The sequence below is a fragment of the Thermococcus sp. P6 genome, from assembly GCF_002214525.1.
Lineage (GTDB): Archaea > Methanobacteriota_B > Thermococci > Thermococcales > Thermococcaceae > Thermococcus.
Genome location: NZ_CP015104.1, coordinates 119,120 through 141,479, shown reverse-complemented (window position 1 = coordinate 141,479; position 22,360 = coordinate 119,120). Strand labels below are relative to the sequence as shown.

Annotated in this window: 37 protein-coding genes and 6 tRNA genes; 4 read left to right on the top strand and 39 right to left on the bottom strand. The window is 56.5% G+C overall.

The window, feature by feature from the left end:
- Positions 1-8: 8 nt before the first annotated feature.
- Both A3L12_RS00860 and mtnP read left to right on the top strand, forming a co-directional pair.
- Positions 9-1,304, top strand: coding sequence for a hypothetical protein (locus tag A3L12_RS00860; protein ID WP_088881850.1), 1,296 nt, complete (start codon positions 9-11; stop codon positions 1,302-1,304).
- A gap of 39 nt (positions 1,305-1,343) precedes the next feature.
- Positions 1,344-2,147: an S-methyl-5'-thioadenosine phosphorylase gene (gene mtnP, locus A3L12_RS00855; RefSeq protein WP_088881849.1), complete on the top strand. Its 804-nt coding sequence runs from the start codon at positions 1,344-1,346 to the stop codon at positions 2,145-2,147.
- A 70-nt stretch (positions 2,148-2,217) separates the two neighbouring features.
- On the opposite strand, the gene A3L12_RS00850 is transcribed toward mtnP, so the two are convergent.
- A tRNA-Gly gene (locus A3L12_RS00850) sits at positions 2,218-2,295 on the bottom strand.
- 101 nt (positions 2,296-2,396) lie between these two features.
- Here A3L12_RS00850 and A3L12_RS00845 point away from each other — a divergent pair.
- Positions 2,397-2,474: transfer RNA gene (locus A3L12_RS00845), tRNA-Arg, on the top strand.
- A 37-nt stretch (positions 2,475-2,511) separates the two neighbouring features.
- Here A3L12_RS00845 and A3L12_RS00840 read toward each other — a convergent pair.
- Together A3L12_RS00840 and A3L12_RS00835 are read right to left on the bottom strand one after the other, a co-directional pair.
- Positions 2,512-3,834: a lipopolysaccharide biosynthesis protein gene (locus A3L12_RS00840; protein ID WP_088881848.1), complete on the bottom strand. Its 1,323-nt coding sequence runs from the start codon at positions 3,832-3,834 to the stop codon at positions 2,512-2,514.
- A gap of 25 nt (positions 3,835-3,859) precedes the next feature.
- The gene (locus A3L12_RS00835) at positions 3,860-4,159 is read right to left on the bottom strand and encodes an FUN14 domain-containing protein (protein ID WP_088881847.1); all 300 of its coding nucleotides are present in this window, start codon (positions 4,157-4,159) and stop codon (positions 3,860-3,862) included.
- A 120-nt stretch (positions 4,160-4,279) separates the two neighbouring features.
- Between A3L12_RS00835 and A3L12_RS00830 the strand changes: the two genes are divergently transcribed.
- Positions 4,280-4,621 (top strand): PadR family transcriptional regulator, encoded by a 342-nt coding sequence (locus tag A3L12_RS00830; protein ID WP_088881846.1) that lies wholly within the window; start codon positions 4,280-4,282, stop codon positions 4,619-4,621.
- A 22-nt stretch (positions 4,622-4,643) separates the two neighbouring features.
- Here the strand turns inward: A3L12_RS00830 and A3L12_RS00825 are convergent, their stop codons facing one another.
- The 36 genes from A3L12_RS00825 to rplX form a co-directional block, all read right to left on the bottom strand.
- A complete protein-coding gene (locus A3L12_RS00825; RefSeq protein ID WP_014012517.1) occupies positions 4,644-4,802 on the bottom strand; it encodes a 50S ribosomal protein L40e in 159 nt (52 codons plus the stop codon).
- A gap of 50 nt (positions 4,803-4,852) precedes the next feature.
- Positions 4,853-4,940, bottom strand: a tRNA-Leu gene (locus A3L12_RS00820).
- A 39-nt stretch (positions 4,941-4,979) separates the two neighbouring features.
- Positions 4,980-5,585: a 30S ribosomal protein S2 gene (gene rpsB, locus A3L12_RS00815; RefSeq protein WP_088881845.1), complete on the bottom strand. Its 606-nt coding sequence runs from the start codon at positions 5,583-5,585 to the stop codon at positions 4,980-4,982.
- 13 nt (positions 5,586-5,598) lie between these two features.
- The gene (locus A3L12_RS00810; protein WP_088881844.1) at positions 5,599-6,624 is read right to left on the bottom strand and encodes a hypothetical protein; all 1,026 of its coding nucleotides are present in this window, start codon (positions 6,622-6,624) and stop codon (positions 5,599-5,601) included.
- Between the two features lie 6 nt (positions 6,625-6,630).
- Entirely contained in the window at positions 6,631-6,804 is a 174-nt protein-coding gene (locus tag A3L12_RS00805; protein WP_088881843.1) for a DNA-directed RNA polymerase subunit K, read from the bottom strand.
- Positions 6,805-6,825: 21 nt separating this feature from the next.
- A tRNA-Pro gene (locus tag A3L12_RS00800) sits at positions 6,826-6,903 on the bottom strand.
- 17 nt (positions 6,904-6,920) lie between these two features.
- A complete protein-coding gene (locus tag A3L12_RS00795; protein WP_088881842.1) occupies positions 6,921-7,118 on the bottom strand; it encodes a DNA-directed RNA polymerase subunit N in 198 nt (65 codons plus the stop codon).
- A 35-nt stretch (positions 7,119-7,153) separates the two neighbouring features.
- Entirely contained in the window at positions 7,154-7,561 is a 408-nt protein-coding gene (locus tag A3L12_RS00790; RefSeq protein WP_088881841.1) for a 30S ribosomal protein S9, read from the bottom strand.
- An 11-nt stretch (positions 7,562-7,572) separates the two neighbouring features.
- On the bottom strand, positions 7,573-8,001 hold the full coding sequence (rplM, locus tag A3L12_RS00785; RefSeq protein ID WP_088881840.1) for a 50S ribosomal protein L13: 429 nt from the start codon (positions 7,999-8,001) through the stop codon (positions 7,573-7,575).
- Positions 8,002-8,007: 6 nt separating this feature from the next.
- Positions 8,008-8,373 (bottom strand): 50S ribosomal protein L18e, encoded by a 366-nt coding sequence (locus A3L12_RS00780; RefSeq protein ID WP_088881839.1) that lies wholly within the window; start codon positions 8,371-8,373, stop codon positions 8,008-8,010.
- A gap of 68 nt (positions 8,374-8,441) precedes the next feature.
- Positions 8,442-8,529: transfer RNA gene (locus A3L12_RS00775), tRNA-Leu, on the bottom strand.
- Position 8,530: 1 nt separating this feature from the next.
- Positions 8,531-9,316: a DNA-directed RNA polymerase subunit D gene (locus tag A3L12_RS00770; RefSeq protein ID WP_088881838.1), complete on the bottom strand. Its 786-nt coding sequence runs from the start codon at positions 9,314-9,316 to the stop codon at positions 8,531-8,533.
- Between the two features lie 27 nt (positions 9,317-9,343).
- On the bottom strand, positions 9,344-9,763 hold the full coding sequence (locus A3L12_RS00765) for a 30S ribosomal protein S11 (protein ID WP_088881837.1): 420 nt from the start codon (positions 9,761-9,763) through the stop codon (positions 9,344-9,346).
- Positions 9,760-10,302 carry a 30S ribosomal protein S4 gene (locus A3L12_RS00760; RefSeq protein ID WP_088881836.1) on the bottom strand — a complete coding sequence of 181 codons (543 nt, stop codon included), beginning with the start codon at positions 10,300-10,302 and terminating at the stop codon, positions 9,760-9,762. Before A3L12_RS00760 ends, A3L12_RS00765 begins: the two co-directional genes overlap by 4 nt.
- Before the next feature lie 10 nt (positions 10,303-10,312).
- Complete coding sequence (locus tag A3L12_RS00755) at positions 10,313-10,759, bottom strand: 30S ribosomal protein S13 (RefSeq protein WP_088881835.1); 447 nt, start codon at positions 10,757-10,759, stop codon at positions 10,313-10,315.
- 36 nt (positions 10,760-10,795) lie between these two features.
- Positions 10,796-10,882: transfer RNA gene (locus A3L12_RS00750), tRNA-Ser, on the bottom strand.
- Complete coding sequence (locus A3L12_RS00745; RefSeq protein ID WP_088881834.1) at positions 10,868-11,455, bottom strand: class I SAM-dependent methyltransferase; 588 nt, start codon at positions 11,453-11,455, stop codon at positions 10,868-10,870. Before A3L12_RS00745 ends, A3L12_RS00750 begins: the two co-directional genes overlap by 15 nt.
- Positions 11,456-11,459: 4 nt before the next feature.
- The gene (locus A3L12_RS00740; RefSeq protein ID WP_088881833.1) at positions 11,460-12,464 is read right to left on the bottom strand and encodes an RNA-guided pseudouridylation complex pseudouridine synthase subunit Cbf5; all 1,005 of its coding nucleotides are present in this window, start codon (positions 12,462-12,464) and stop codon (positions 11,460-11,462) included.
- 184 nt (positions 12,465-12,648) lie between these two features.
- The gene (locus tag A3L12_RS00735) at positions 12,649-12,900 is read right to left on the bottom strand and encodes a 50S ribosomal protein L14e (RefSeq protein ID WP_088881832.1); all 252 of its coding nucleotides are present in this window, start codon (positions 12,898-12,900) and stop codon (positions 12,649-12,651) included.
- 25 nt (positions 12,901-12,925) lie between these two features.
- Positions 12,926-13,486, bottom strand: a complete 561-nt coding sequence (gene cmk / locus A3L12_RS00730; RefSeq protein ID WP_088881831.1) for a (d)CMP kinase — start codon at positions 13,484-13,486, stop codon at positions 12,926-12,928.
- A 9-nt stretch (positions 13,487-13,495) separates the two neighbouring features.
- Positions 13,496-13,765 (bottom strand): 50S ribosomal protein L34e, encoded by a 270-nt coding sequence (locus tag A3L12_RS00725; RefSeq protein WP_088881830.1) that lies wholly within the window; start codon positions 13,763-13,765, stop codon positions 13,496-13,498.
- A 42-nt stretch (positions 13,766-13,807) separates the two neighbouring features.
- A complete protein-coding gene (locus A3L12_RS00720) occupies positions 13,808-14,335 on the bottom strand; it encodes a DUF106 domain-containing protein (protein ID WP_088881829.1) in 528 nt (175 codons plus the stop codon).
- Entirely contained in the window at positions 14,328-14,918 is a 591-nt protein-coding gene (locus tag A3L12_RS00715) for an adenylate kinase (protein WP_088881828.1), read from the bottom strand. The genes A3L12_RS00720 and A3L12_RS00715 overlap by 8 nt, the downstream gene beginning before the upstream one ends.
- A 72-nt stretch (positions 14,919-14,990) precedes the next feature.
- Positions 14,991-16,436 carry a preprotein translocase subunit SecY gene (gene secY / locus A3L12_RS00710; RefSeq protein ID WP_088881827.1) on the bottom strand — a complete coding sequence of 482 codons (1,446 nt, stop codon included), beginning with the start codon at positions 16,434-16,436 and terminating at the stop codon, positions 14,991-14,993.
- 29 nt (positions 16,437-16,465) lie between these two features.
- Positions 16,466-16,912 carry an uL15 family ribosomal protein gene (locus A3L12_RS00705; RefSeq protein ID WP_088881826.1) on the bottom strand — a complete coding sequence of 149 codons (447 nt, stop codon included), beginning with the start codon at positions 16,910-16,912 and terminating at the stop codon, positions 16,466-16,468.
- Positions 16,913-16,923: 11 nt separating this feature from the next.
- Positions 16,924-17,391, bottom strand: a complete 468-nt coding sequence (locus A3L12_RS00700; RefSeq protein ID WP_088881825.1) for a 50S ribosomal protein L30 — start codon at positions 17,389-17,391, stop codon at positions 16,924-16,926.
- Between the two features lie 11 nt (positions 17,392-17,402).
- Complete coding sequence (rpsE, locus tag A3L12_RS00695; RefSeq protein WP_088881824.1) at positions 17,403-18,110, bottom strand: 30S ribosomal protein S5; 708 nt, start codon at positions 18,108-18,110, stop codon at positions 17,403-17,405.
- Positions 18,107-18,703, bottom strand: a complete 597-nt coding sequence (locus tag A3L12_RS00690; RefSeq protein WP_088881823.1) for a 50S ribosomal protein L18 — start codon at positions 18,701-18,703, stop codon at positions 18,107-18,109. Before A3L12_RS00690 ends, rpsE begins: the two co-directional genes overlap by 4 nt.
- Positions 18,704-18,713: 10 nt before the next feature.
- Positions 18,714-19,160: a 50S ribosomal protein L19e gene (locus A3L12_RS00685; protein WP_088881822.1), complete on the bottom strand. Its 447-nt coding sequence runs from the start codon at positions 19,158-19,160 to the stop codon at positions 18,714-18,716.
- Between the two features lie 4 nt (positions 19,161-19,164).
- A complete protein-coding gene (locus A3L12_RS00680; RefSeq protein ID WP_088881821.1) occupies positions 19,165-19,548 on the bottom strand; it encodes a 50S ribosomal protein L32e in 384 nt (127 codons plus the stop codon).
- Positions 19,549-19,558: 10 nt separating this feature from the next.
- Positions 19,559-20,113, bottom strand: a complete 555-nt coding sequence (locus tag A3L12_RS00675; protein WP_088881820.1) for a 50S ribosomal protein L6 — start codon at positions 20,111-20,113, stop codon at positions 19,559-19,561.
- A gap of 10 nt (positions 20,114-20,123) precedes the next feature.
- Positions 20,124-20,516, bottom strand: coding sequence for a 30S ribosomal protein S8 (locus tag A3L12_RS00670; protein WP_088881819.1), 393 nt, complete (start codon positions 20,514-20,516; stop codon positions 20,124-20,126).
- Between the two features lie 10 nt (positions 20,517-20,526).
- On the bottom strand, positions 20,527-20,697 hold the full coding sequence (locus A3L12_RS00665) for a 30S ribosomal protein S14 (RefSeq protein ID WP_088862182.1): 171 nt from the start codon (positions 20,695-20,697) through the stop codon (positions 20,527-20,529).
- Position 20,698: 1 nt separating this feature from the next.
- Positions 20,699-21,250 (bottom strand): 50S ribosomal protein L5, encoded by a 552-nt coding sequence (locus A3L12_RS00660; RefSeq protein WP_088881818.1) that lies wholly within the window; start codon positions 21,248-21,250, stop codon positions 20,699-20,701.
- An 11-nt stretch (positions 21,251-21,261) separates the two neighbouring features.
- The gene (locus A3L12_RS00655; RefSeq protein WP_088883183.1) at positions 21,262-21,993 is read right to left on the bottom strand and encodes a 30S ribosomal protein S4e; all 732 of its coding nucleotides are present in this window, start codon (positions 21,991-21,993) and stop codon (positions 21,262-21,264) included.
- The gene (rplX, locus tag A3L12_RS00650; protein ID WP_088881817.1) at positions 21,993-22,358 is read right to left on the bottom strand and encodes a 50S ribosomal protein L24; all 366 of its coding nucleotides are present in this window, start codon (positions 22,356-22,358) and stop codon (positions 21,993-21,995) included. Before rplX ends, A3L12_RS00655 begins: the two co-directional genes overlap by 1 nt.
- Positions 22,359-22,360: the final 2 nt, after the last annotated feature.

Sequence of the window (22,360 nt, the reverse complement as noted above, 5' to 3'; positions counted from 1 at the left end):
GAAACGTTATGGACGTTTACGGTGAGGCCCTCCGGATGGCCTCCGGTATAAGGGACGACTACATCCGGGCGATCACCTGTGCCAGAGTCGGTTACTACATGTACCGCGCGAAGAACCCCGATTACAAAACCGCTTTTAAATACGCCCTGAACGCGGTTGCATCCATCGAAAACCCGGCCCTTACTGTTAAAGCTCTCATAGAGATCGGAACGCATCTCAAGGGGATAGATCCGAAAGCATCTCAAAAGGTCTTTCAGCAGGCTTACGAGTCTATTACGGAGTTTCCGGAGCCACTGAGGGACGATCTGCTCGGTGAGCTGGTAACCCGGCTTCTGGAACTCAACCTCCCGAATGATGCCCTCTTCTACGCGGTTGATATCAGGGACTCCGTAAAGCGGAACGACCTCCTCCTTAAAGTGCTCAGGATTTACCTGCGGAACGGCAACATGCGCAGGGCGTGGCTCGTGGTGGAGAGGATAGACGAAGAACCGTGGCGCTCCATAGCGCAACTGGAGACTATAAAGGAGCACCTAAAACGTGAGGAGTTTGGAAGTGCCATTAGAATACTTTCGGAACTTAAGAGCGAGTACTGGCTTGAGGAGGCCATGAAGGAAGTGGCCGTCCACCTGAAGAACGCCAGCGTTCCGGTGGACACCTACGAAAAGTTCGTGGAGGTAGCCCTTGGAATGTCCTCCGAGGGGGGTTTTGAGGTTTTGAGATCCCTTCTGATCGGTCTCGCCAGACAGGGGGAGATTGATTTCGTCATGGGGATCCTCGAAAGGCTCCAGCCGGGGGAAAGGCTCTCCCTTCTGGAAGACATCGCCAAAACGTCCATCGACAGTAAAGAGGCCCTCTCGGCCCTTCTCGGACGCCTCGAGGGGGAGGAGTTTGAGAGAGTGGCGGGAGTTGTAATGGACGGGCTTCTCTCGAAGAGGGCCGACTCCAGATACCTCTCCATCATTAGGGAGGTTGGAGAGCGCACCCGCGAGGATGCCATCAGGGTCAAGGTTACAACTTACCTCTCCAAACTCGGGGAGTTCGATGAGGCACTGAAGTTCGCCCGGTCAGTTCGGGGCAACTACCTCCGCTCCCTTGCCTTCGGAAGCGTGGCGGTTTACAGGTTGAAATCCGGCGACATAGACGGGGCCATAGATGCCGCCCGCGAAGTTAAGGATCCCAGATGGGGTTCGTGGCTTCTGAGCGAGATACTCACGCGGATACTCGAGCAGCAGGCCGGTGGGGAGGTCAGGGAGAACCTTGAAGAAGGGGCGGAGCGCCAGAGGGTTCTCTGGGAAAAGCACTAACGTTTTAAGCCTTTTATCGTCCTTTTTTAAGGTGGTACCATGCCAAGGATAGCCATTATCGGAGGTTCGGGGGTTTACGATCCAGAGATTCTGGAAAACGTTAGAGAGCTGTTTGTGGGCACGCCCTACGGAGACGTCAGGGTGAAGGTAGGCGAGTACGATGGGGAGGAGATAGTTTTTCTGGCAAGGCACGGGGAAAAGCACAACACCCCCCCGCACAGGGTGAACTACCGCGCCAACATCTGGGCCCTTCACGAGCTTGGCGTGGAAAGGATACTTTCAACCTCGGCCGTGGGCTCGCTCAACGAGGCCATGAAGCCGGGTGATTTCGTTATCCTCGACCAGCTCATGGACTTCACGAAGACGAGGCACTACACTTTCTACGACGGCGAGGAGAGCCCCCACGACAGGAAGTTCGTGGCCCACGTGGACTTCACGGATCCCTACTGCCCGGAGCTCAGGAAGGCTTTGATAACTTCGGCGAAAGAGCTCGGCTTCAATTACCACCCAACGGGAACCTACGCCTGCATGGAAGGGCCGCGCTTTGAGACGAGGGCCGAGATAAGGGCCCTTAAGATCCTCGGGGCGGACGTCGTTGGGATGACCCAGTGTCCGGAGGCCGCTCTGGCGAGGGAGCTCGAGATGTGCTACGCGAGCGTTGCCATAGTTACAAACTTCGCCGCGGGAATGAGCGGGGAAAAACTCACCCACAGGGAAGTCGTCGAGCTCATGGAGAAGAAGAGTGAGGAGATAAAGTACCTACTGATGGGAGCGATCAAGCACATCCCGAAGGAGCGGCACTGTGCCTGCAAGGACGCCCTGAAGGGCGCCACCGGAGAGTGAGCCTTTTCCCTTTATTCTCGTCACCGTTCTCCTGAAGTTCTGGACACGCAGGTTTTAAAGAAACGGATTGTGGTGCGGTGGCCGGGATTTGAACCCGGGCCAGCGGCGTGGCAGGCCGCTGTCCTAGACCAGACTAGACTACCACCGCGCTCTGTCCGTAGAATACTCATCCGGAGCCGATTTATAAATCTTTCGGTGAGCCCGGACGGTTAAATTTATAAACGCTCCTCCAAATGGTTAGCGGGCGGTGCCCCGGTGGCCTAGTCTGGATAGGGCGCGAGGCTGCGGACCTCGAGGTCCGGGGTTCGAATCCCCGCCGGGGCGCCATGTTCTTTCCACGATGGAAGCTTCTCCTGATGGGCCTTCAGTTTTCTCCGTTCCGAAGGGACCGGATGATTCCCATGGCTTCCCGCACTTCTTCTCTCTCGTAGAGGAGGAAGAGCAGGAAGGCGAGCGTCAGGGCGTACTTCGAGATGAAGACCGAGGACTGGAGGAGCAGGGCCACTCCAAGAGGTGCGTATATCCTCCGGGATACGCCGAGGAGCATCGCTCCGTAGCGGGTAACTCCAGCGAGTATGGCAGCATAGCCGAGCATCAGACCCACCGTCACGCCCACTGCTCCAAAGGCCGGTATGAGGTAGAGCCATGAGAAGAGGGCCACGAGGGCACCGGATAGAGCTACAAGGGTTCCTTTTTTGACGTAGGCCGTGGCGTTTAGGGCAACTATGGTGGGGTTGTAGGCTATGTAGATCTCCATGGCCATGAGGGCCGTGTAGAGGGCCGGGCCAACGTCAAAGCCGAATATCGCCGAGAGGGTTTCCCTGCCGGGCAGCATTAGAAGAAAGACCGTAACGCCCGTGGCGAGGATTAAAAGGGACGTGGTCTTCTCAGTGAGCAGTTTAACGTAACCCTTCTCGTTCCTGCCGTATTCGTAGGAGAAAATCGGGGTTATCGCGGACTGGAGGATCTGGGGCAGATAGGTCAGGAGAAACGCGGTTGAGAGCGCGGCAGACACAACCCCGCTCACCTCCGGACCGGACAGGTACTCGCTCATGAAGTAGGGCCCCTGTATCAGAAAGACTCCTGACAGGGTCCCCAGAAAGGCGAAGGAGGAATACTTCACGAGGAGACCCATCTCCCGGCGACGGGGCCTTCCAAGGAGGTCGAACCTCACCATGTAAAAGAGCGCCGCGAGGGCCGTCAGCCCGAGGAAGAGGAGGTAGGGTGCAAAGACATCGGGAAGCAACAGGCCTATGAAAAAGCCCGGAAAGGCCAGAATCATCACGTAAGCGTAGTGCTCCCCCCTGTGTATTCCGTAGAGGAAGCTCCTGAGGGTCAGCTGAATCCCCCGGAGGGTTGAGAGGATCCCGAGGTAACCGTTGACCGGCAGGAGGAGCAATCCCGCGAGGGGAAGGAGGAAGGACGGGAGGGTCATGGAGCGTATTGAGTCGGCATCACCGCTTCCCAGAAACTGCGAGGCGTACTTGCCGAGGGCCACCGCAAAGAAGCTCAGGGGTATCGCCAGAAAGAAAGCCTGAGAGATGAGGGAATTCGCCATTCCGAGTTCCCGGAGGCCAAAACGTCTGGCAACTATCGCGCTGTACAGGAACCTCGTTAGTCCGGTGAGGCCGAGGGAGAGGATGGAGGCCAGAGAATGGCGAAGAAGGATCTTCCTTTCGTAGCTCATGGGGTAAAAAGACTAAAGAGGGAATTTAACCTTTTTGGAAGCCGAGGTAGAAACCCGCCAGAAACGCCCCCGTGCCCGGGAGGATGCCGATCACCTTCTGGCTTAGGGAGACTATCTGGGACGTCAGGTCACCCGTGATGTTGAACAACCTGTCCGTGTTTATGGTTATTACCCCCTTCTGCTGAAGCCAGAAGAGGCTGAGGAGGTAGGCACCAATCAGGGCCGTCACTACCTTCATGACCTTCTTCAGGGCAAAGCCCGTAAGGAAGCCCGCCACTCCCCCGATGCCCACGTCTCCCACGATTCCGCTCGTATCAAAACTCATAGGTTTCACCTGTGGTGTATGGTCTTCAGTGGATAAAAACCTTTTTGCAAAACGTTTAAATTACACGATTCCAAAATATTTCCAAAACATAAAAGCTGGTGCCGGTCATGACGACCCCCGATGGAGAGGCTCAAAACCAAGGTAACGAAGGAGGTCCTCTGGTTGTACATCCTGAGGCTATTGAAGGAGAGACCCATGTACGCCTACGAGCTCAAGGAGAGGATAAAAGGGGCCTTTGACTTCGAGCCCGCCACGGTTAGCTCCTACGTCGTCCTCTACAAACTGGAGAAGGATGGATACGTCACCGCGGAATGGGAGGAGGGCAGGACCGGAAAACCATCAAGGAAGTACTACAGACTCACTCCAGAAGGAGAAAGGCTCTTCGAGGAGGGAGTGAAGTTTCTGAAGGAGATGCTCTCAAGGCTGGAGAGCGATTCCGAAAGGGAAAACCAGCAGAAATGAAAAACCTCGAGGGCCGGTGCCCTCAGCGTCCCATTCCACCGCGTGGCTCTCTGGCCTTCGGGCGGAGACCCTTGTAACCACACTTTCTGCACTTTTTGGCTTTCCACGGGTTCGTGGCACCGCAACGCATGCAGACGTACTTTCTGAATATTCTGGCCTCAGCCTCAGGGAATCTCGCCATTTTTATCACCTCACTTCCGGCACACGTACATCGAATGACTTTTAAAGCTTTGGTGCGGGGGACGGGATTCGAACCCGCGCAGCCCTGCGGCAGCGGATCTTAAGTCCGCCCCCTTTGGCCAGGCTCGGGCACCCCCGCGCGAGGGAGGATAAGCGGGTAAAATAAAAAGCTTTCTCCTCAGGTTCTGATGATCTGCATCTCAAAATCCTCTACCGGAACCTTGAAGTCCTCCCGGGTTTCTATCTCCTTCCTGTTGTAGAGGACTTCCCTCGCCAGTATCCAGTAGATCAGAGCCAGAGCCTTCCTGCCCTTGTTGTTGGTCGGTATGGCGAGGTCAACGTAGCTGAGGAAGTTCTCGGTATCGACGAGGGCCACTATCGGTATGCCTACCTCAATGGCCTCCTTCACCGCCTGATGGTCGGCCCTTGGGTCCGTGACGACGAGAACGTCCGGCTCGATGAAGTTCCTGACGTTTGGATTGGTCATCGTTCCGGGGAGGAAACGCCCGGGAATTGACCTCGCGCCCGTAACGTCCCCGAACTTCTTGACGGGCTTCTGGCCGTAGAGCCTGACGCTGACCGCGAGTATGCCCTCCGGATCGAATCTGGCGAGGAACTTACCGGCCGTTCTGAGCCTCTCGTCGGTCTTCCTGACGTCGAGAACGTAGAGGCCGTCCTGCCTGACGCGGTAGATGAACTTCTTCATGTCCTGGGTCTTCTGCTGGGTGCCTATGTGGACACCCGCGGCAAGGTACTGATCGAGTGGAACGAGATATTCCTCCATTCTTCACACCTCCTCATCCTTCAAAGGTTATTACCCTTCCCCTTTCACCAAGATCTTCGGCTATCCTTATCAGCTCGTTCAGTTTGGCGACGGAGTCCGAACGGAGCACCATCGCCGGACAGCGTAAACCCACGGTAAGATGGGCAGCCGTCCCGTCGGAGGACTCGTAGCGAGCCTCCGCAAGTATCGGGACGATCCTCTCCGACTTCGCATCGTTCACGAGGTTGTATAAGTCGGTGAGCGTGCCGAGGTTTATGGGTTTTACCGACAGGGCGTTGTAGTAGCGCCTGTCCAGTACGTCCCTCTCACGGAAGAGGTATTCTCCATCGATGAAGACCCCGTGGGTGCTCGATACGAGCTCGAGGAAGAGCTCCTCGTCACCGATGGGCTTTACGTAGGCCACGTTGTTGTCCTCTACCGTTGAGAGCACTTCTTCGGTGCTCAGGGGGGCCTTCTGCACGAGCCCGAGGGCCACCTCAAGACCGAGCTCGTCAGAGGCCTTCTCGGTTGCCTTTGAAAGGGCCTCAACGGTTCCGCTTTCGGCCAGCTTTGTAACCCTGCTGGCCGCATCGACCACGTCGGTTATCTCCATCAGGTCCCTGACCATCACGTAGTAGTCAAAGGTATCACCCTTTCCTACCTCCAGTATCGGAACGGGCAGTTCCGTCGTGAAGGTGCCCCCTATGTAGCTGTAAAGGGGCATTCTTCTGACGTCGGCGGCGGCTCTGGCAACCGCCACCGAGACCGCCAGTGCCGTGTTGGCCCCGATGTGGCTGAAGTTCTCCGTGCCGTCGATCTCCCAGAGGTAACTGTCTATAAGTTCTTGCTCGGAGGCATCGAAGCCTATCAGCTCGGGCCCGATTATCTCGTCGACCTCGCTAACGGCACGGTGGGCCTCGGCCACGTAGAGGGCCGGGTTCTCGTCCACCGGGGCGGCAAATCTGCCAAAACCCGAGCTGGTTACAACGTCGACCTCCACGGAATACCTGCCGCCTCTGAGCACTACCACCCTGCCGATCACGTTCTCTATCAGGGTCATCTTTCATCAGCCCGGTCTGATTACGGTGAGCGGGATTATCCCCTTCTCAAACTCAAGCATCGCCGCATCGAGCGGGGTGATCCCTTCGGGGACATCGATGAGTATCGGGGCGCCCATTGCTATCTGGAGGGCCCTTGCTCCTATTATGCGGGCCTTCTCAAATCTGGTGTACTCGAACATCCCAACCACCTTTGCAAATTTTGGTGGGGCCGCCGGGATTTGAACCCGGGTCTCCGGCACCCCAAGCCGGGAGGATAGACCAAGCTACCCCACGGCCCCCCCAGAAGTGCGGTTTTTCAATATACGCGGTATACCATTACCTGATCGATGAGCTCGACGTGGCTCAGCAGGGTTCTCCTGCAGCAGTACCTTTCTATCCCGAGGTCGTCGAGTACCTTCTCGGGGTCTTCGCCCTTCTCAACCCTCTCCTTGAACTCGTAGTATTTGTCTCCTATGACCTTTCCACACGTGAAGCATCTGACGGGGACTATCAACGGAACCACCCTCCAAATGGATTAAAGGAAAGCCATCAGCGGTAGGACTTCTGCCTCTTGGCCCTCGGACCCTTGGTTGAACGGTTGGGCTTGTGGGGTTCGGTTCTCCTCGAGTCCCCTACCAGCATGGTCCTGTCGTACTTCATAAACTTTTCCTTGAGGTTGATGTCGTTGGTCCATTCCACGAGGGCCCTCGCTATGGCTACGCGGGCCGCTTCCGCCTGTCCCACGAAGCCCCCGCCGCTAACCCTGACGTCTATGTCAACCCCGCCAACCACTTCCTCTCCTGCAAGGACGAGCGGCTCCATTATGGTGAAGCGCGCTATCTCTGGCTCGATTATCTCAACCGGTTTGTGGTTGATCCTGACGCGACCCTTTCCTTCCCTGATGGTGGCCCTCGCGATGGCCGTTTTTCTCTTACCAGCAGTCTGGATGACCCTCATTTTCTCTCACCTCAGAACTTTCCACCGAGGAACCTGGCCACTTCACCAACCGTAACGTACTTCGGCGTTGCGAGTCTGGACATGTGGGCCTCCATTATTACCTCGAACTCTTTGCCCTCGAGCTCCTTTGGAACGCCGGCGTAAACCTTTAGCCTTCTGAAGGCCTTTCTCCCGCGGTCGGTTTTCCACGGGAGCATTCCCCTGATGGTTCTCCTCACTATCTCATCGCTCCTCTTTGGATAGAACGGTCCCCTCCTCGGGTTGGTTCTAGTTCTAAGTCCGGTTCTCCGCTTGTATCTGGCAAAGACGTCCTCCCTGTTACCGGTGATGATGGCCTTGTCGGCGTTGACCACGATGACTTCCTCCCCATCGAGGAGCATTCTGGCGACCTTCGAGGCAAGCCTCCCGAGTATGAGCCCCTCAGCGTTGATTATCCTCATGGTGCATCACTCCATTATGATTACTCCACTACCCTTCGGGTTTCTCTCGACGAGTTCTTCAATAGCTATCGCCTCTCCACCGGCGTCGACTATCTTCTTCCTTGCGGTTTCACTGAACTTCCACGCGGCAACGGTGACCTTGTGATCGAGATTTCCAGCACCGAGGACGCTTCCCGGAACGATGACGGTGTCGCCCTCTTTGGTGTAGCGGTTTATCCTGCTGACGTTGACTTCAGCCCTCTGCCTTCTGGGCCTCTCAAGGCGCCAGGCGATGTCCTTCCATATCTTAACCCCTTCTTCGTTCGACTTCTTTCTGAGATAGCGGATGAGTCTCCGCAGGTTAATATCTGTTGGACCGGTTCTCTTGACCATGAACATACCTCCTAACGCTCTCTCTCAGGGCTGGGAAACCGACAGGTCCAAGGGATGAGCGTGAAAGCTGGTGCGGGGGCGGGGATTTGAACCCCGGAACCCCTACGGGACGGGACCCTGAATCCCGCGCCTTTGGCCAGGCTCGGCAACCCCCGCGTCAGTCGGACGCTAATTTATGGAGTTCGCTTATAAATCTATCGCTCTTCCTCATCAGGATTTTGAGTGCTAAGCTTACCGTTTCCTCAACCGGAATTTCCCCGTTGGTCTCGACCGTAAACACGAACGCTCCGGGCACTATCTCCTCACTTATGCCCTTCCCTTCGTAGGCTTCGAATTTCGCCGGAAGGTAGAAGGCCTTGGTGGTCGTGATGATCAACTCTCCTTCCCTTTCCTCAACTGGAAGACCGCGCCTCTTCCCGAGCTCTTCGAGTTCCTTCCAGTCCGGAACTTCCTTATCAACGTGTAGCCTCGTGAGGTACTTGTAGTAGACGAAACCCGGCTGCCACTTGGCGTGGTCCTTACCGCGGCCGAGCCTTGCATGGGCGTTGAGGGTAAGCTTCTGGCCCTCCGCGAGCTTGACTATCGGTATGTCCGGGTTGGCCGGTTTGACGTCCGGATCGTCGCTCCTCAGGTCGCCCGAGTAAACCATCCCCGGCCCCTCTGCCTGAAGGGACAGAGTGACGGTGGTTTCATCAAGCTCGAGGGAATCGAGCGAGAACCTGTCAGGGGGCGTGGTGAGGGGAATCATGGCCAGTCGGTGGGCTATTATCTCATCGAAGAGGGCCGAATCGTTCTCGAAGAACTCGACCTCGTCGACGGCAAAGGTGGGGACCTCGGAGAGGATGGTCCTCCTCAGGGCGTTGGCGAAGGTTACGTCAATTCCCTCCACGATGAACTTGATCGAGTCCCCCTTTTTCTCGAGAATCCGGAATTTTGGCTCCATCGGCATCACCAAAAAAGAAGTTATGGGTCAGACGCGCCTGCCCCTTCTCCCGCCCTTCGGCCGGGTACCGTCGTGCGGAATCGGGGTGACGTCCTCAACCCTGCCTATCCTGAGGCCGGCCCTGGCCAGGGCACGTATAGCCGCCTGAGCACCCGGTCCGGGGCTCTTGCTTTTGCTCCCTCCGGGGGCGCGAACCTTGATGTGGACGCCGACGAAGCCCTTTTCCATGGCCTCTTCGGCCGCCCTTCTGGCGGCTATCATGGCAGCGTAGGGAGAGGGCTCGTCCCTGTCGGCCTTCACAACCATACCACCGCTCCATCTCGAGACCGTCTCGGCCCCCGTAATGTCAGTGATGTGGATTATGGTGTTGTTGTAGCTTGAGTAGATGTGCGCGACTCCCCACTTATCCTTCTTCTTAAGGTTAACCTGCTGAACTTCCTCACTCATGCCTCACCACCCTGCCTGGCGCTTTCAATGACCATCCTCTCGGGATGGCCTTCCCTCGCAAAGGGAGACGTCTTCGAGTAGGTAATGCTGTCCTCTTCCTCCTTGAGGACGAGGTAACCCGGAGACCGGATGATCTGTCCGTTCAACTCGATGTGACCGTGGACTATCAGCTGCCGGGCCTGTTTTATGGTTCTGGCGAGACCCTTCCTGTAAACGATGGTCTGGAGGCGCCTGTCGAGAACATCCTCAATGGTGAGCGAGAGAACGTCGTCCAGAACTGCGTCAGCCGGAAGGAGTCCCAGCCTGTTGAGCCTCTGAAGGAGCTGGACCCTCTCGATCTCCGCCTGATCCCCACGGGCAGCGAGGAGACGTCTGGCCCTGCGCCTGAATTCCTTGAGCTGGGTTTCGTGCCTCCAGAGCTCCTTCTTGTTCTTGAGGGCGTACTTCCTCATGAGAACCCTCTCACGCTCGAGCCTCTCCTTAATCCACGGGTGAGAGGGCGTCTCGTACTTCTTCCTCTGTCTCTTGGGGTCTCCCATTCACACCACCTCACTTCTTTCTTCTTCTAACGCCTACCGTGGAACCATGTCTGAAGTTCGATCTGGTTCTCTGGCCCCTAACTGGCAGTCCAAGCTCGTGCCTTATGCCCCTGTAGGCGCGTATTCTCCTGAGCCTGTTCACATCCTCGCGCCATGCCATGACGAGCTTGGCCGTTGTAAGGTGCATGTCCCTTCCGGTCTCGTAGTCTTTCGGCCTGTTGACCGCCCAGGCGGGTACGCCGTGGCCCACCGGATCCTCGAGGATCTTCTCTATGGTTTTGACCTGCTCGTCGGTCAGATAGCCGGTCTTCATGTAGGGGTCTATGCCAGCCGTCCTGAGCACCATAGTGGTAAAGTTTATCCCCATTCCCCTGATGCCTGTAAGAGCCCATCTCAGTTGCTTATTCCCGTCCAGATCCACTCCAGCTACACGGACGATATGTCTAAAGTCAGCCATTACGAACACACCTCCTTGATCCTTCACAGAGGATTTTGGCGCCGGGACGGGGATTTGAACCCCGGTGTCCATACGGACACGGGCTCTCAAGGCCCGCGCCATCCCAGGCTAGGCGATCCCGGCATACACGCGGTAACCACTCCCCCGGGCCAGCTCTCTCACCTCGTTGAAGTGCCCGTCCATCAGGGCCTTAATATACTTTGCCCCCTGCTTTGTTTTTATTACGAGCTGCAGGAGGCCTCCATCGTTGAGATGCCGGGGAGCGTTTATAACTATTTCCCTCAACACGTCCTTTCCCGCGTGCACCGGGGGGTTGGTGATTATCGAGTCGAACTTCTCGCCCTTAACGGGTTCATAAAGGTTTCCCCACCGAACCTCGGCGTTTTTAACGCCGTTGATTTTTAAGTTTTTCCTCGCCACGCTCAGGGCCCTTCTGTTAACGTCGGTCATTACCACGCTCCCAACGAAGCGTGAGGCAACCACTCCGATGGCCCCGTAACCGCATCCCAGATCGAGAACACGCCAGCCATTTTTGAGCACCATGTTCTCTATCAGCAACTCCGTTCCCCTGTCGAGCTTTCCAAAGGAGAAGACACCGCTTGCGGTAACGAACTTAAATCTGCAACCCCTGAGGTACACCTCCACGATCTTCTCCCTGATGGGAACGTCGGGGTTCTCCGAGTAGTAGTGCCCCATGGAATCACCACATCTTCGGATACCAGTCCCTCGGCATGAAGACCTTCTCAACGTCGACCGCTATCCCCCTGCTCTTATTAAGCATCTCTTCGCTCCCCATGGTGGCCTTTCCGAGGGCAACGAGCTCGTCCTTGAGCGTCATAACTGCAACGAGGTCGCCCCTTCTGATGCTCCTGTGGAGTTTAACGATGCCAGGAACCGCCAGATCCGCACCGTGGGTCACGGCAGAAACGGCCGAGTCCCTTATCCACACCTTGGGGAGGTGCTCCACGGCCTTCTCCATGGGCTGGATGGCCCTGCGGAAGTAGTCCTCTATACCGTCGTCTTTCCAGAAGTGGTAGTAGTCCACGAGATCGTGCAGCGTCACGAGGGTTTCGTCCTCTTTGAAGGGGCCGCTTCTGGTACGACGGAGCTCGGCCATGTGGGCACCCACGCCGAGGGCAAGGCCGATGTGATGGATGAGCGATCGGATGTACGTCCCGGCCTCGACGCCAACCCGGAAGAGAACGTCCCGGTTGTCGACCTCAAGTATCTCAATGTAGTAAACCCTCCTCGTCCTGAGCCGCCTCTTGACGGCGCTTCTCAGCGGGGGCCTCTGGATTATCTCGCCCTCGAACTCCTTCATAACGGCCCGGATTTTGCCCTCGGGAACGTCGTCATGAAGGTGCATCAGGGCAACGTACTCCTTACCCGCGGGAAGCAGGGCCTGAACGACCCTCGTGGCCCTTTCCAGGGCAACCGGGAGGATACCGCTGACCTTTGGATCAAGGGTCCCTCCGTGGCCGGCCTTACTCAGGTTGAGGAGCCTCTTGACCCACGCAACGACCTCGTGACTCGTTGGGCCCGGGGGTTTATCGAGGTTTATTATCCCGAACTGCATGTGCATTTCCATGGGCCTCTCTTCCGGTTGAAACCCCCACTTTGGATTCGTTTCGGCGTTTTCATCCTTAACGATGATTTTCCTCTTCACATCCGCCGGCAGGATCTTTCTCACCCCATTCCCGGCCATGAGCATCACCCCATCTCTTTAACTCCAGCCCCTCCAATGGTGAAGGTCTTATAAATCCACCCTTTTAAACCGATGGGTGTTGAACTGCCCCGAAAAGCCCTTCTACGAGAACCTCCATATGTAGCACAGGTAAAAAGCCGCCCCCGTGCAGAGGGTTAAAAAAGTTTAACAAAGAAAAGAGGCCTCATTCGAGGCTGATTCCAGCTTCTTCCAGAGCCGCCTTGACGGCCTCGTCGTCGGCACCGCGCTCGATGTTGACCCTCTCGGGGAGGGGCTCGAGGTGTTTGATGTTCATCCTCCTGCGCTTGACCCTGTTGAGGCCGGCGCCGGTAACGAGGACGAAGTTCCTGTCTATAACGTCAACGACGACGACCTTCTCCCCGGCTCTCCTTCCGGCTATTATCACGGCGAGTCTTCCCACTTCAATGGCTGGCATTCATCCCACCTCCCAAAACGTTGTTCTAACCGGACCCCGCGTCACCGTCGGGGTAAAGGTGGTCGATGGCGGCCTTCACTATGTTGAAGACGCCACCGGGACCCCATTTGGCGGTATTTATTACCAGGTCGTAAATCGACCTGTCCTCAACATCGATCCCGTAGAGGTTTAAATACCTTTTCCTGTTGTCCTTTTCGCGCTCGGCGATTTTCACGAAGGCCCTCTCGACGGGAATGTGCTCCCTCCTCGCAACCCTCCTGGCGCGCTCCATTATGGGAGCATCGAGCCATATCTTCAGGTCGGCCTCCTCGACCATCCAGCCGGCGAGACGACCTTCGATGACAACGTTACACTCCCTGGCCGCCTCGATCTGCCTCCTGTCAACCTCCCTGTCGACTTCGGGGTGGAGCTCCGCGTACTTCTGGAACTCCTCGAGGGACATCCCCTTTTCCCGGGCCATCTCCCTGAAGATCAACCCGGCGTAGACGTGTTTGAACCCGTAGTGTCTGGCGAGATTCCTGCAGAGGGTTGTGGTTCCGGAACCCGCCAGCCCGCTGACCGTTATGACGAGGCAGCCCTTTGGCATCCAAACACCTCATACGAGGCCTGCCCTGACCTGGGCCTTCATGACCTTCCTCATGCACTCCGGGCAGAGGTTCGGGTAGGGCCTCTCGGGCCTCTTTGCAGTTTTGGGGAGCTTCCTGAGAGCGGAAGACCTGCCGCGGGGGACACCGTTGAGCGGCCTGCCGCACATGGCGCAGTGGGCTACCTTGGGCTTCTTCCTCTCAAAGTGTATGACCGTCCTTCCGCCCGGGGTCCTGACGTACTTCCGCCTCCATGACCTTGATCTGTACATCGGCTTCATCTCTCTCACCTCGCAACCCCTATTTGTGGACTCTTTTTAAATTTAACCCATGTCGAGGAGCTTTCTGAGGGCGTAGCCGACTACCGTCGATGTCATTATGTACCAGCCCACGTAACCGAGCTCGCTGGCAGGCAGTCCCGAATGGTAAAACCCGTGGAACCAGTCGAACAGGAAGAAGTTAAAGGGTGCCTTAGCTATTCCCACCTCGACGTACCATCTCCTGAGCCATCCGAAGAATATCCAGAATATCGGCAGGGTCAGGAGGCTGACCTTGAGCATCGTGTCCTTCATTACCTCGCTCTGGAGCTTCATCAGCTCCATCTGCTCCTGCTGCAGCTTTCTGAGTTTCTTCTCGTCTCTGGATTCCTGTGCTTCCCTGTATTTCTTCTGGAACTCCTTGCTTTTCTTCTGGAGTAACTTAATCTTCTCCTGATCAACCAGGACGTAGTTCAGCAGGGTGAAAAAAGCACCCAGTATTATTCCGGATACGGTAACCACCCATATCGGGTGGTACGCCTGTATCATGGGTCCGAACAGATTGTCAAGTAAACCGTATATACCTTCAAGCATACTCCCCCACCGCCAGATTCAGTATCTCAACAAGTTCATGAACGGCCTCTTTAAGACCTTTGTCCTCGTGGTTCTCGATTATCTTTATGAGAGCATGGGAGTGCATGGCGTAGCTAACCGCTGCGGCGCGGTTCAGATCTTGGTGGCGCTGTATCTGCTCCTCGGTTTCAACGTCTCTGTCGCGCTTGAGATCCCGGAGGCGCCTTCCGAGTATCTCACTGGGTGAGGCCTCTATTATGACTATGAAATTGGGGTTTATCACCTCGATAACCTCCCTGGGAAACCCGAGCAGGTAGCCGGCGGGGGTCCTGATGGTGGCGTGGGTATCGAGGAGTACCGGTTCCCTCTCGGCTATTTCCACTATCTTCCTTGCGACCTTCAGCTGAAGCTCCTTTTGAACTTCCGGATTCAGCCGCCTCATCTCGTCCCTGTGTCTGACGAGTCCGGACTTAACGGCCTCCTCGAACATCAGATCACCGAAGTTGACGAGTCTGAATCTGGCCTTCGTTTTTTTGAGGGCCATCCTTGTTATGGTGCTTTTACCGACCCCCGGAATCCCGGTTATCATGACCACAAACGACATCTCACCCACCCAGGGAGGTTTCTGGGAGAAGTAATCCGGCGGGTTTAAAAGGTTTTGTGAAAAGGGAAAAGGTTACTTGGAGAAGAACTTCCTGAGGGCCGGGAACATCTCGGTGGCCTGTTCTCTGGCTATCTCCTCGTATAACCTGTAGAGTATTCCGACCGTAAGGAGTATTCCTGTTCCGGTACCGAGGGCCCCGAGGAAGTCCGCCAGCACCGCCACTATGGCAAGGGTAAAGGATCCCCAGAACGTTACGTAGGGGATGTACCTGTTAAGCACCCTCTCGAGTATCCTTGGATCCCTCCTGAATCCCGGAATCTGGAGGCCGGCCTTCTGAAGCTGTCTGGCAATACTCCTCGCGTCGAGACCCGTTAGCTCCACCCAGAGGAACCCGAAGATTATCGCCCAGAAGATCGTTATCAGGGCGTAAACCAGGGCCCTGAGCGGATCGGCCGCAACGTGGTAGATGTCCCTCGGCGGGTAGAGGTAGGTCACGAGGCCCGTCAGGGGATAACCGTTCTGGTCAAAGGTCCCGAGGAAGGTGTAGCCGAAGTTGTTGAGGAGCCGGGCCCAGAGCTGGATGTTGGCGTAGAGGGCGAAGGTCAGTATGATGGGGATGTTGCTGACGTACATGAACCTTATCGGGTACCTTCCGCGGACGGTGACCCTGCCGTAGCTCAGGGGTATCTCAACGCGCATGCTCTCGAGGTAAACGACCACCAGGAAGACTATTATCGTGGCGGTGAGGTCCATTATATCGGGTAGCGTTCCCCTGTAAAGGGCGCCCGTGAGGTCACCATGGAACAGGTGCTGTATGAAGGCGGGAATGGCACCGACTATAGCCGGGCCACCCGTCACCGGATCGATGTAGCTGGAGGTCGTTGCTGGATTGAGGGCTTTCGTGATGACCGTCTGGGAAACACCCGCGGCGATGAAGAGGCTTATACCGCTCCCGATGCCCCACTTGCTCACGAGTTCATCGAGGAGGATGAGCATCGTCGAGGCGAATCCGAGCTGAAGGATTATTAGTGTCGCCAGACCGAGCCCGATGTAGGCCGTACCCGCGGGTGTGGTGGTCGTCTGGAAGGCCCCAAGGCTGGAGTCCACCCTTCCGAAGGCACCGGCGAAGACGTATATTGCCGCCTCGAAGAAGCTCATGAATACCGCAAACAGCTTCTGGGAGGCCTGATAAAACCTCCTATCTTCCGGATTGGAAAGATCAAGGTGGACTATCTCCGAACCGACGAGAAGCTGCATTATAATACTCGCGGTGACTATTGGGCCGATACCCAGCGTCAGGAGGGAACCGCTCCTTCCCGCGAGAACGAACCTGAGCGTGGAGAAGTAATCCTGAATCTGTGACGGGATCCCGTAGAGGGGGATCTCCGCGAGGATGAAGTAGAGTACCAGAACGATTCCACTCCACATGAACTTCTCCTTGAGCGGGACGTGCCTCTTGGGCCGTTCCACCTCTGGGAAGTACCGTTCCATCGCAAACACTACGTTCCTGAAGCTCATGGTCAACACCCGCCAAAAGTTAAAGGGGGTCAGGCGAGGATAACCTCGCCGCCGGCAGCCCTTATCTTCTCTTCAGCCTTCGGGGTAACGTAACGGGCCTTGATGACGATGGGTCTGGTGAGCTTCCCCGTTCCGAGGACCTTGTCCACGCCGAGCCCCGTGACGTCAACGATCACCTTCCCCCCTTCCTCAACGGCTATACCCATATCGAGGAAGAGCTGAAGGTTCTCATCGATATCGCTGAGGTTTATGACGGAGGGGGTATACTGAACCGCCTTTGGCCTGTGGAAGCCCCTCTTACCGAGGTGGTCCGGGGCGTATTTGATGACCCACGTCCACTTGGTGTTCTTCCTCTTTCCGGTTCCTGCCATTCCCCTGCCGCCCTTGCTACCACCGCCGCGGTGCTTTTTCTTGCAGCCCCATCCATGAGTATGACTTCCGCGGAGCTTTCTAACCTTCCTTTTCCTCCTAATCATCTCTCGCCACCTCAGAGCATTCTCTCAATGAGGTCGTTTATTTTCTCGCCACGATAGCCGAGGGCGCCTCCTTCCTTAAAGCTGCGCTTCTTGCTCCCCTTGAGGCCACCCCTCGGTGGGTGGAGCCTGAAGACGGGCTTAAGGTTCGGTATCTGGGTGAGTTCCATCTCGCCCTCAACGACCTTTCTGGCGAACTCGTCGATGGTCATCCCGAGCTTCTCCCTTACGTAGTCATCCGTAACGGGTTTGTTGCCCACGAGCCTGCCCCTCTTCCTGATCAGTGCCGCGAGGGTCTCGGCGTTCACCTCTCCCCAGGTGATGTAGTTGTTGACCTTCTGGATCATTCCCCTGTAGCTGGGATCGTCATTGACGAGGACGAGGTGGTTGATCCTGTGGAGGCGGAGCATGGCCAGAGTGTCCCTAACATCACCCCCGGCCCTTATCCCGCTCCTAAGCCTGATGAGTGCGAGTTTTGCCATTACCTCTCACCTCACTCCAGCTCGAAGTTGGTCGACATCTCCCTTCCGACGACGATGCCGTATTTCTCAGCCATGCCCGGCTGGACTGCAACGCGGTTGGTGTTGTAGAGTGCGTTGAACACAGCCTTGGCGAAATTCACGGTGGTTCTCGTCTCACCCAAGCTCTGCGACCAGACGTCCTGAACTCCCGCCAGGCTGAGGATCTTCTTACCAACGTCACCTATGACCAGTCCAAGACCCCTCGGTCCGGGCATGAGCTTGACGCGGACGCTTCCCTCTTTGCCCTCAACGGCGAAGGGTATTGAGTGGGGTCTCCTGCACCTGCACTCCCAGCTTCCACAGCCGCGCTTGATCTCGATGATGTTCAGCTTTGCGTAGTTGATGGCCTTCCTGATGGCCACTCCGACTTCCCTGCCGTGGCCGATGCCAAGGCCCACGTAACCGTCCCTGTTGCCGACGGCAGCGAGAACCCTGAACCTTATCCTCCTGCCGCTGTCGGTCATCCTGACGGTCAGGGCTATGTCAAGTACCTCCTGGTTCTCCCTCATGTTGACCTCCGGAAGGAGAACGTCAACTATCTCCGGTTCCTTGATCTGGTATCCCTTACGGAATATCTCGTGAATGTCCGTTATCTGGCCCTCCTTGACGAGCCTGCCGAGCTTGGTCTTCGGCTCCCACTCCTCCAGAACCCTCTGAGTGATCTCCCTTGGATCGCTCATTCTCTCGCCCCCTCAAACCTCTCGATTATCCGCGCCTTGACCTCCTCAAAGTGCTCGGGGAGTTTCTCCGGCTTGAGGCTCCTGGCGAGGTATCCCGAAAACTGCCTCCGGTACTCATCCTCCTCGAGCGATTCGGCGTACTTCGCCACGTGCTCGCCGGTTATTCTGTAGTCCTCGGGGTAGATCTCCTCGCTGTGGGGAACGCTAAGTCCGGCATCAACCGCACCCTTTAAAACGGCGAACACGCTCGAACCCCTTGTGGGCGGGTGAAGGCCTATGTCCAGTATGGCCTCCTCCACACCTGCCCTTCTGGCCTTGTAGCCTATGAGGAGCCCGAGCAGGTAAGCGGAGGGCGTGTTGCCCCCGTGTCCCTTCCAGCCGAAGTCCCTCATTAGCTCCCTTGTGTGGGCGGAAACTATCGTCCTGTCCCCCTTTGGATCGTAGACGATTATCTGAGCTATGTGGTGGTTGAGGGTCTTCCTCACAACAAGCCTCGGCTTTCCGGACTTGAGGAGGGCGAGCCTCTTGTGATAGTTAGTCTTACCCTCTCTCCTTCTCCTGAAGGGAACCCTATACCTCGGTCCGTGTGCCATTCCTCTCACCTCACTCCTTCAGTATGTCGTGCTCCTTCATGAACAGGTAGAGCTGCCTCCTGTTCTTGAACTGGCCGCCCTTGGCCCTTATGTAGAGCCTCCTGTAGGTGTGCTCGTCTATCCTGCCCTCGGCTTTGAGCTTCCTGAGTTCCTTCCTCAGGACGCGGATAGTCCTTATCCAGCGCTCCTTCTTGCCCATTCTGGCAGTTTTCTTACCCTTCCTGCTCCCCGGACCCCTGTGGCGACCCTTCTTTTTGGCCTCCTGATAGGCCCTGGCGCGGGCCCTGCTCTGTCCTTTTACCGGTTTCTTTTTGATGACGCCGTCGTTGATGAGCCTCTTGATGTCCTCTCTGGTTATGGCCGCGGCCACGTCATCAATCCTCTCCGGGTCTATCCAGACCCTGTTCTCACCACACTTCAACAGATCAGCGGCAATCCTTCTCTGCATCCTGAGCATGCTCTCACCTCGCGTTAAGGACCCTCACACCGAGTTCTTTTGCCCTTGCAAGGATGGCCTCCCTCTTTCTGGCACCAACGCTTCCCGCTATCCTCACCGCCTGTCTGGTCGGATCAACGCTCTCGAGTTCCCTGACGTTGTGAATCAGGACCTCCTCGTACCCGCTCGGGTGAAGTCCCCTGACGAGCCGGGGTGAGCTCCACCCTATGCTCGGTGATCTCGGCTTGCCCTTCTTCTTGAGCCTCATCTTGCTGTCTATTCCCTTCGGTCTGCGCCACTTGGGGTTGTTCCTGAACTTCGGATAGCGCCACCACTCCTGCCTGAGGAACTTGGGTTTCTTCCCCTTGATTCTGGCCCTTATCCTAAGGAGTCTCGCCTTCTCGTTCATACCTCACACCTCAGAACTTTATCGGCTTACCAGCCTTCTCCACGATGTAAACCCCATCCTGGAAGACGCGCCTGTCCCATTTGGTTATCCTGGTGGCCTGCTCGATGTTTGCAGCGGTCTGGCCAGCGGCTTCTTTGTCGATGCCCTCAACGATGACCTCCTGTCCCATGACCTTGACCTTAACGCCCGGAAGTATTTTGGCCCTCCGCGGGTTCTTCTCACCGAGGAAGTTCTCGATGACCACCTCATCCCCCTGAACCTTAACGGTTATCGGGAAGTGGCTGTAGACGACCTTGAGCCTGTAGGTGAAACCCTCCGTAACGCCCTTGAGCATGTTCGCTATGTGGGCCTTGAAGGTCCTCGCTATTGCCACATCGCGCTTCCTTGGAAACTCCTTGAAGATCACGACCTTACCATCCTCGGTGAATATTCTGACTCCCGGGTACCTGAGTTCCCTCTCAAGCTCGCCCTTGGGTCCCTTGACTTTCACGACGTTGTTCTCTACGGTGACCTCAACCCCCTCCGGGATCTCGACCTCTTCCCTTACCCACGCGTCTATTGGCATCTCCCTCACCTCAGTAGACGTAGGCTATCAACCTTCCGCCGATTCCCTTCTCTATTGCCTCTTTGTGGGTCATGACTCCCTGGGAGGTTGAGACTATCAGGATACCGAACTCGAAGGCCGGTAGAAACCTCTTCTCCCAGGCCTCGTAGTCCCTCGCCTTCACCGGGAACCTTGGCTTTATGGCCCCTGCCCTGTTGATCTTCCCCACGAGCTGTACGCGGTAGATGCCGGCCCTTCCATCGTCTATGAACTCGAACTCGCCGATGTAACCGTTCTCCTGCATAACCCTGAGGACCTCTCCCATGAGCTTGGAAGCGGGTTTCAGATAAACCTCCTTCTTCCCAACCCTCTCGCTGTTCGTTATATGCGAAAGCGCGTTTGCCAGCGGGTCAAGTAAAGTCATCTCCCTCACCTCACTCGTATTTCTTAAAGCCCAGTTTTGGAGCTATCTCTCTAAAGCAGTGCCTGCAGAGCATGAGGCCGTGTACCCTGATCACGGGCCCGTACTGGCCGCAGCGGACGCATCTCCGGGCTCCTTTCCCAAACTTTCTGGGTTTCCTCTTGTTGTAATCAGCCTTCGCCATCTCACAATCCCTCCACGGTAACCTTAAACTCCTCCATAGCGAAGACGATGCCCTCTTCCTTGGTCAGCTTGTGCCTGCTCGGTATCTTCTTCCTCCGCCTTTTCCTTCTCGCAACGCGGAAACCGGGCCTCTCGAGGGTGACGCAGACGTCCATACCGAAGATGCCTATCTCCGGATCGTACTCCACACCCGGTATGTTGATGTGCTCCTCTATCCCAAAGCAGAAGTTACCGTGCTCGTCGAAGTTCCTTGCCTTGAGCCTGCCGTCCACCGCTGCGAGGAGTCTTCTGAGCATTTCCTCGGCTTTTTTGCCCCGGAGGGTGACCTTGACGGCTATCGGTTCTCCGCGCCTGATTCCGAAATCCTTGTTGGTCTGCTTTGCCCTCCTCCTTATCGGCTTCTGACCGACGAGCCCTTCGAGCATCCTCTCGGCCCTGGTTAGACGCTCACCGCTCTCGCCAACCCCGATGTTTATGGTGACCTTCGCTATCCGGGGTTTTCTCATCGGGTGAGCTTCCCAGTCTGCAAGGATAGCCTCTCTGTTAACCTGCATCTCATCTCACCTCACGGAAGGGAAATCTCCGGCTTCTCTTTACCGACGACGAAGGCGTACTCCTTCAGCGTGTCGAAGAGGTCCCCGTTCTCGTCCTCAATCGTAACGACGTCAGGCCAGCCCATGGGGAACCCTCTGATCTCGACTATCCTGCCCTTTCTGGCAACGTTCTTACCGTTGGTAACGAAGACGTAGGCCCCCACCTCAAAGGGAATGACCTTAACGACTTCCCTCTCGGGAACCTTCATGAGAACGGTGTAGGCCGTTCTGTAGTCGTCCTTAACATCCATGGTAACGAGGTGGTTGCTTCCGTCGTGGAGGTTGAGCTGAACCTTCGCGCCCTTGACCATGCGCTTGTTGTTTATTCTGAGGGGCTTGATGGCGGCTTCCTTCTCGTCTACCGGGTGGAGGACGAGCTTGCCGATCCTGTTGGGGAGAACCCTGTAGTGCTCCCCGGTCTCGGGGATCGAGACGATGTCCATGATTCCAACCGGGAACTTGTAGTCCTTTCTGACCTTCCCATCAACGAGCACCCTGCCCTCGTTGAGTATCTTCCTGGCCTCACGGGCGGTCTTTGCGTAGCCGAGGTAGTCCCTGACCACGTAGAGGAGCGGTATGGAGGTTTTCATGCTGTGGGGACCGGGTCTCGGTCTGATCGCCCACTTGTAGGCCTTCCTCGGGATGTACCACTGCTCTGGAGCAGCGAGCCTCTTAAGGTGTCTTTTGGCTCCTTTCCTCGCCATCATCCAGCCCTCCTGTTGATTATCTTCTCCCTCTTTTCGTCCTCAAGGTTGAGGTCGATTATCATAACGTTCGACGGGTGGACCGGGTAGAACACCTCGGTTCCGTCGACCTTCTTCTGGGTGACCCCTTCGATGTGTATCCTGTACCTTCCGAGGTCGACCTTAACGACCTTGCCTTCCTTACCCCTGAAGTCCCCGCGCATTACGCGAACCTTGTCGCCCTTCCTTATCGGAATGCTTCTGAACCCGTACTTTTTCCTGAGCTCGGGGCTCAGGGTGGCGGTCATTATCTTACCCCTGATGTGAAGGGGAGCGTTGTAAAGGAACCTCCTCTGCTTCTTGGGTTGTCTCGTCTTCAACTTCATCT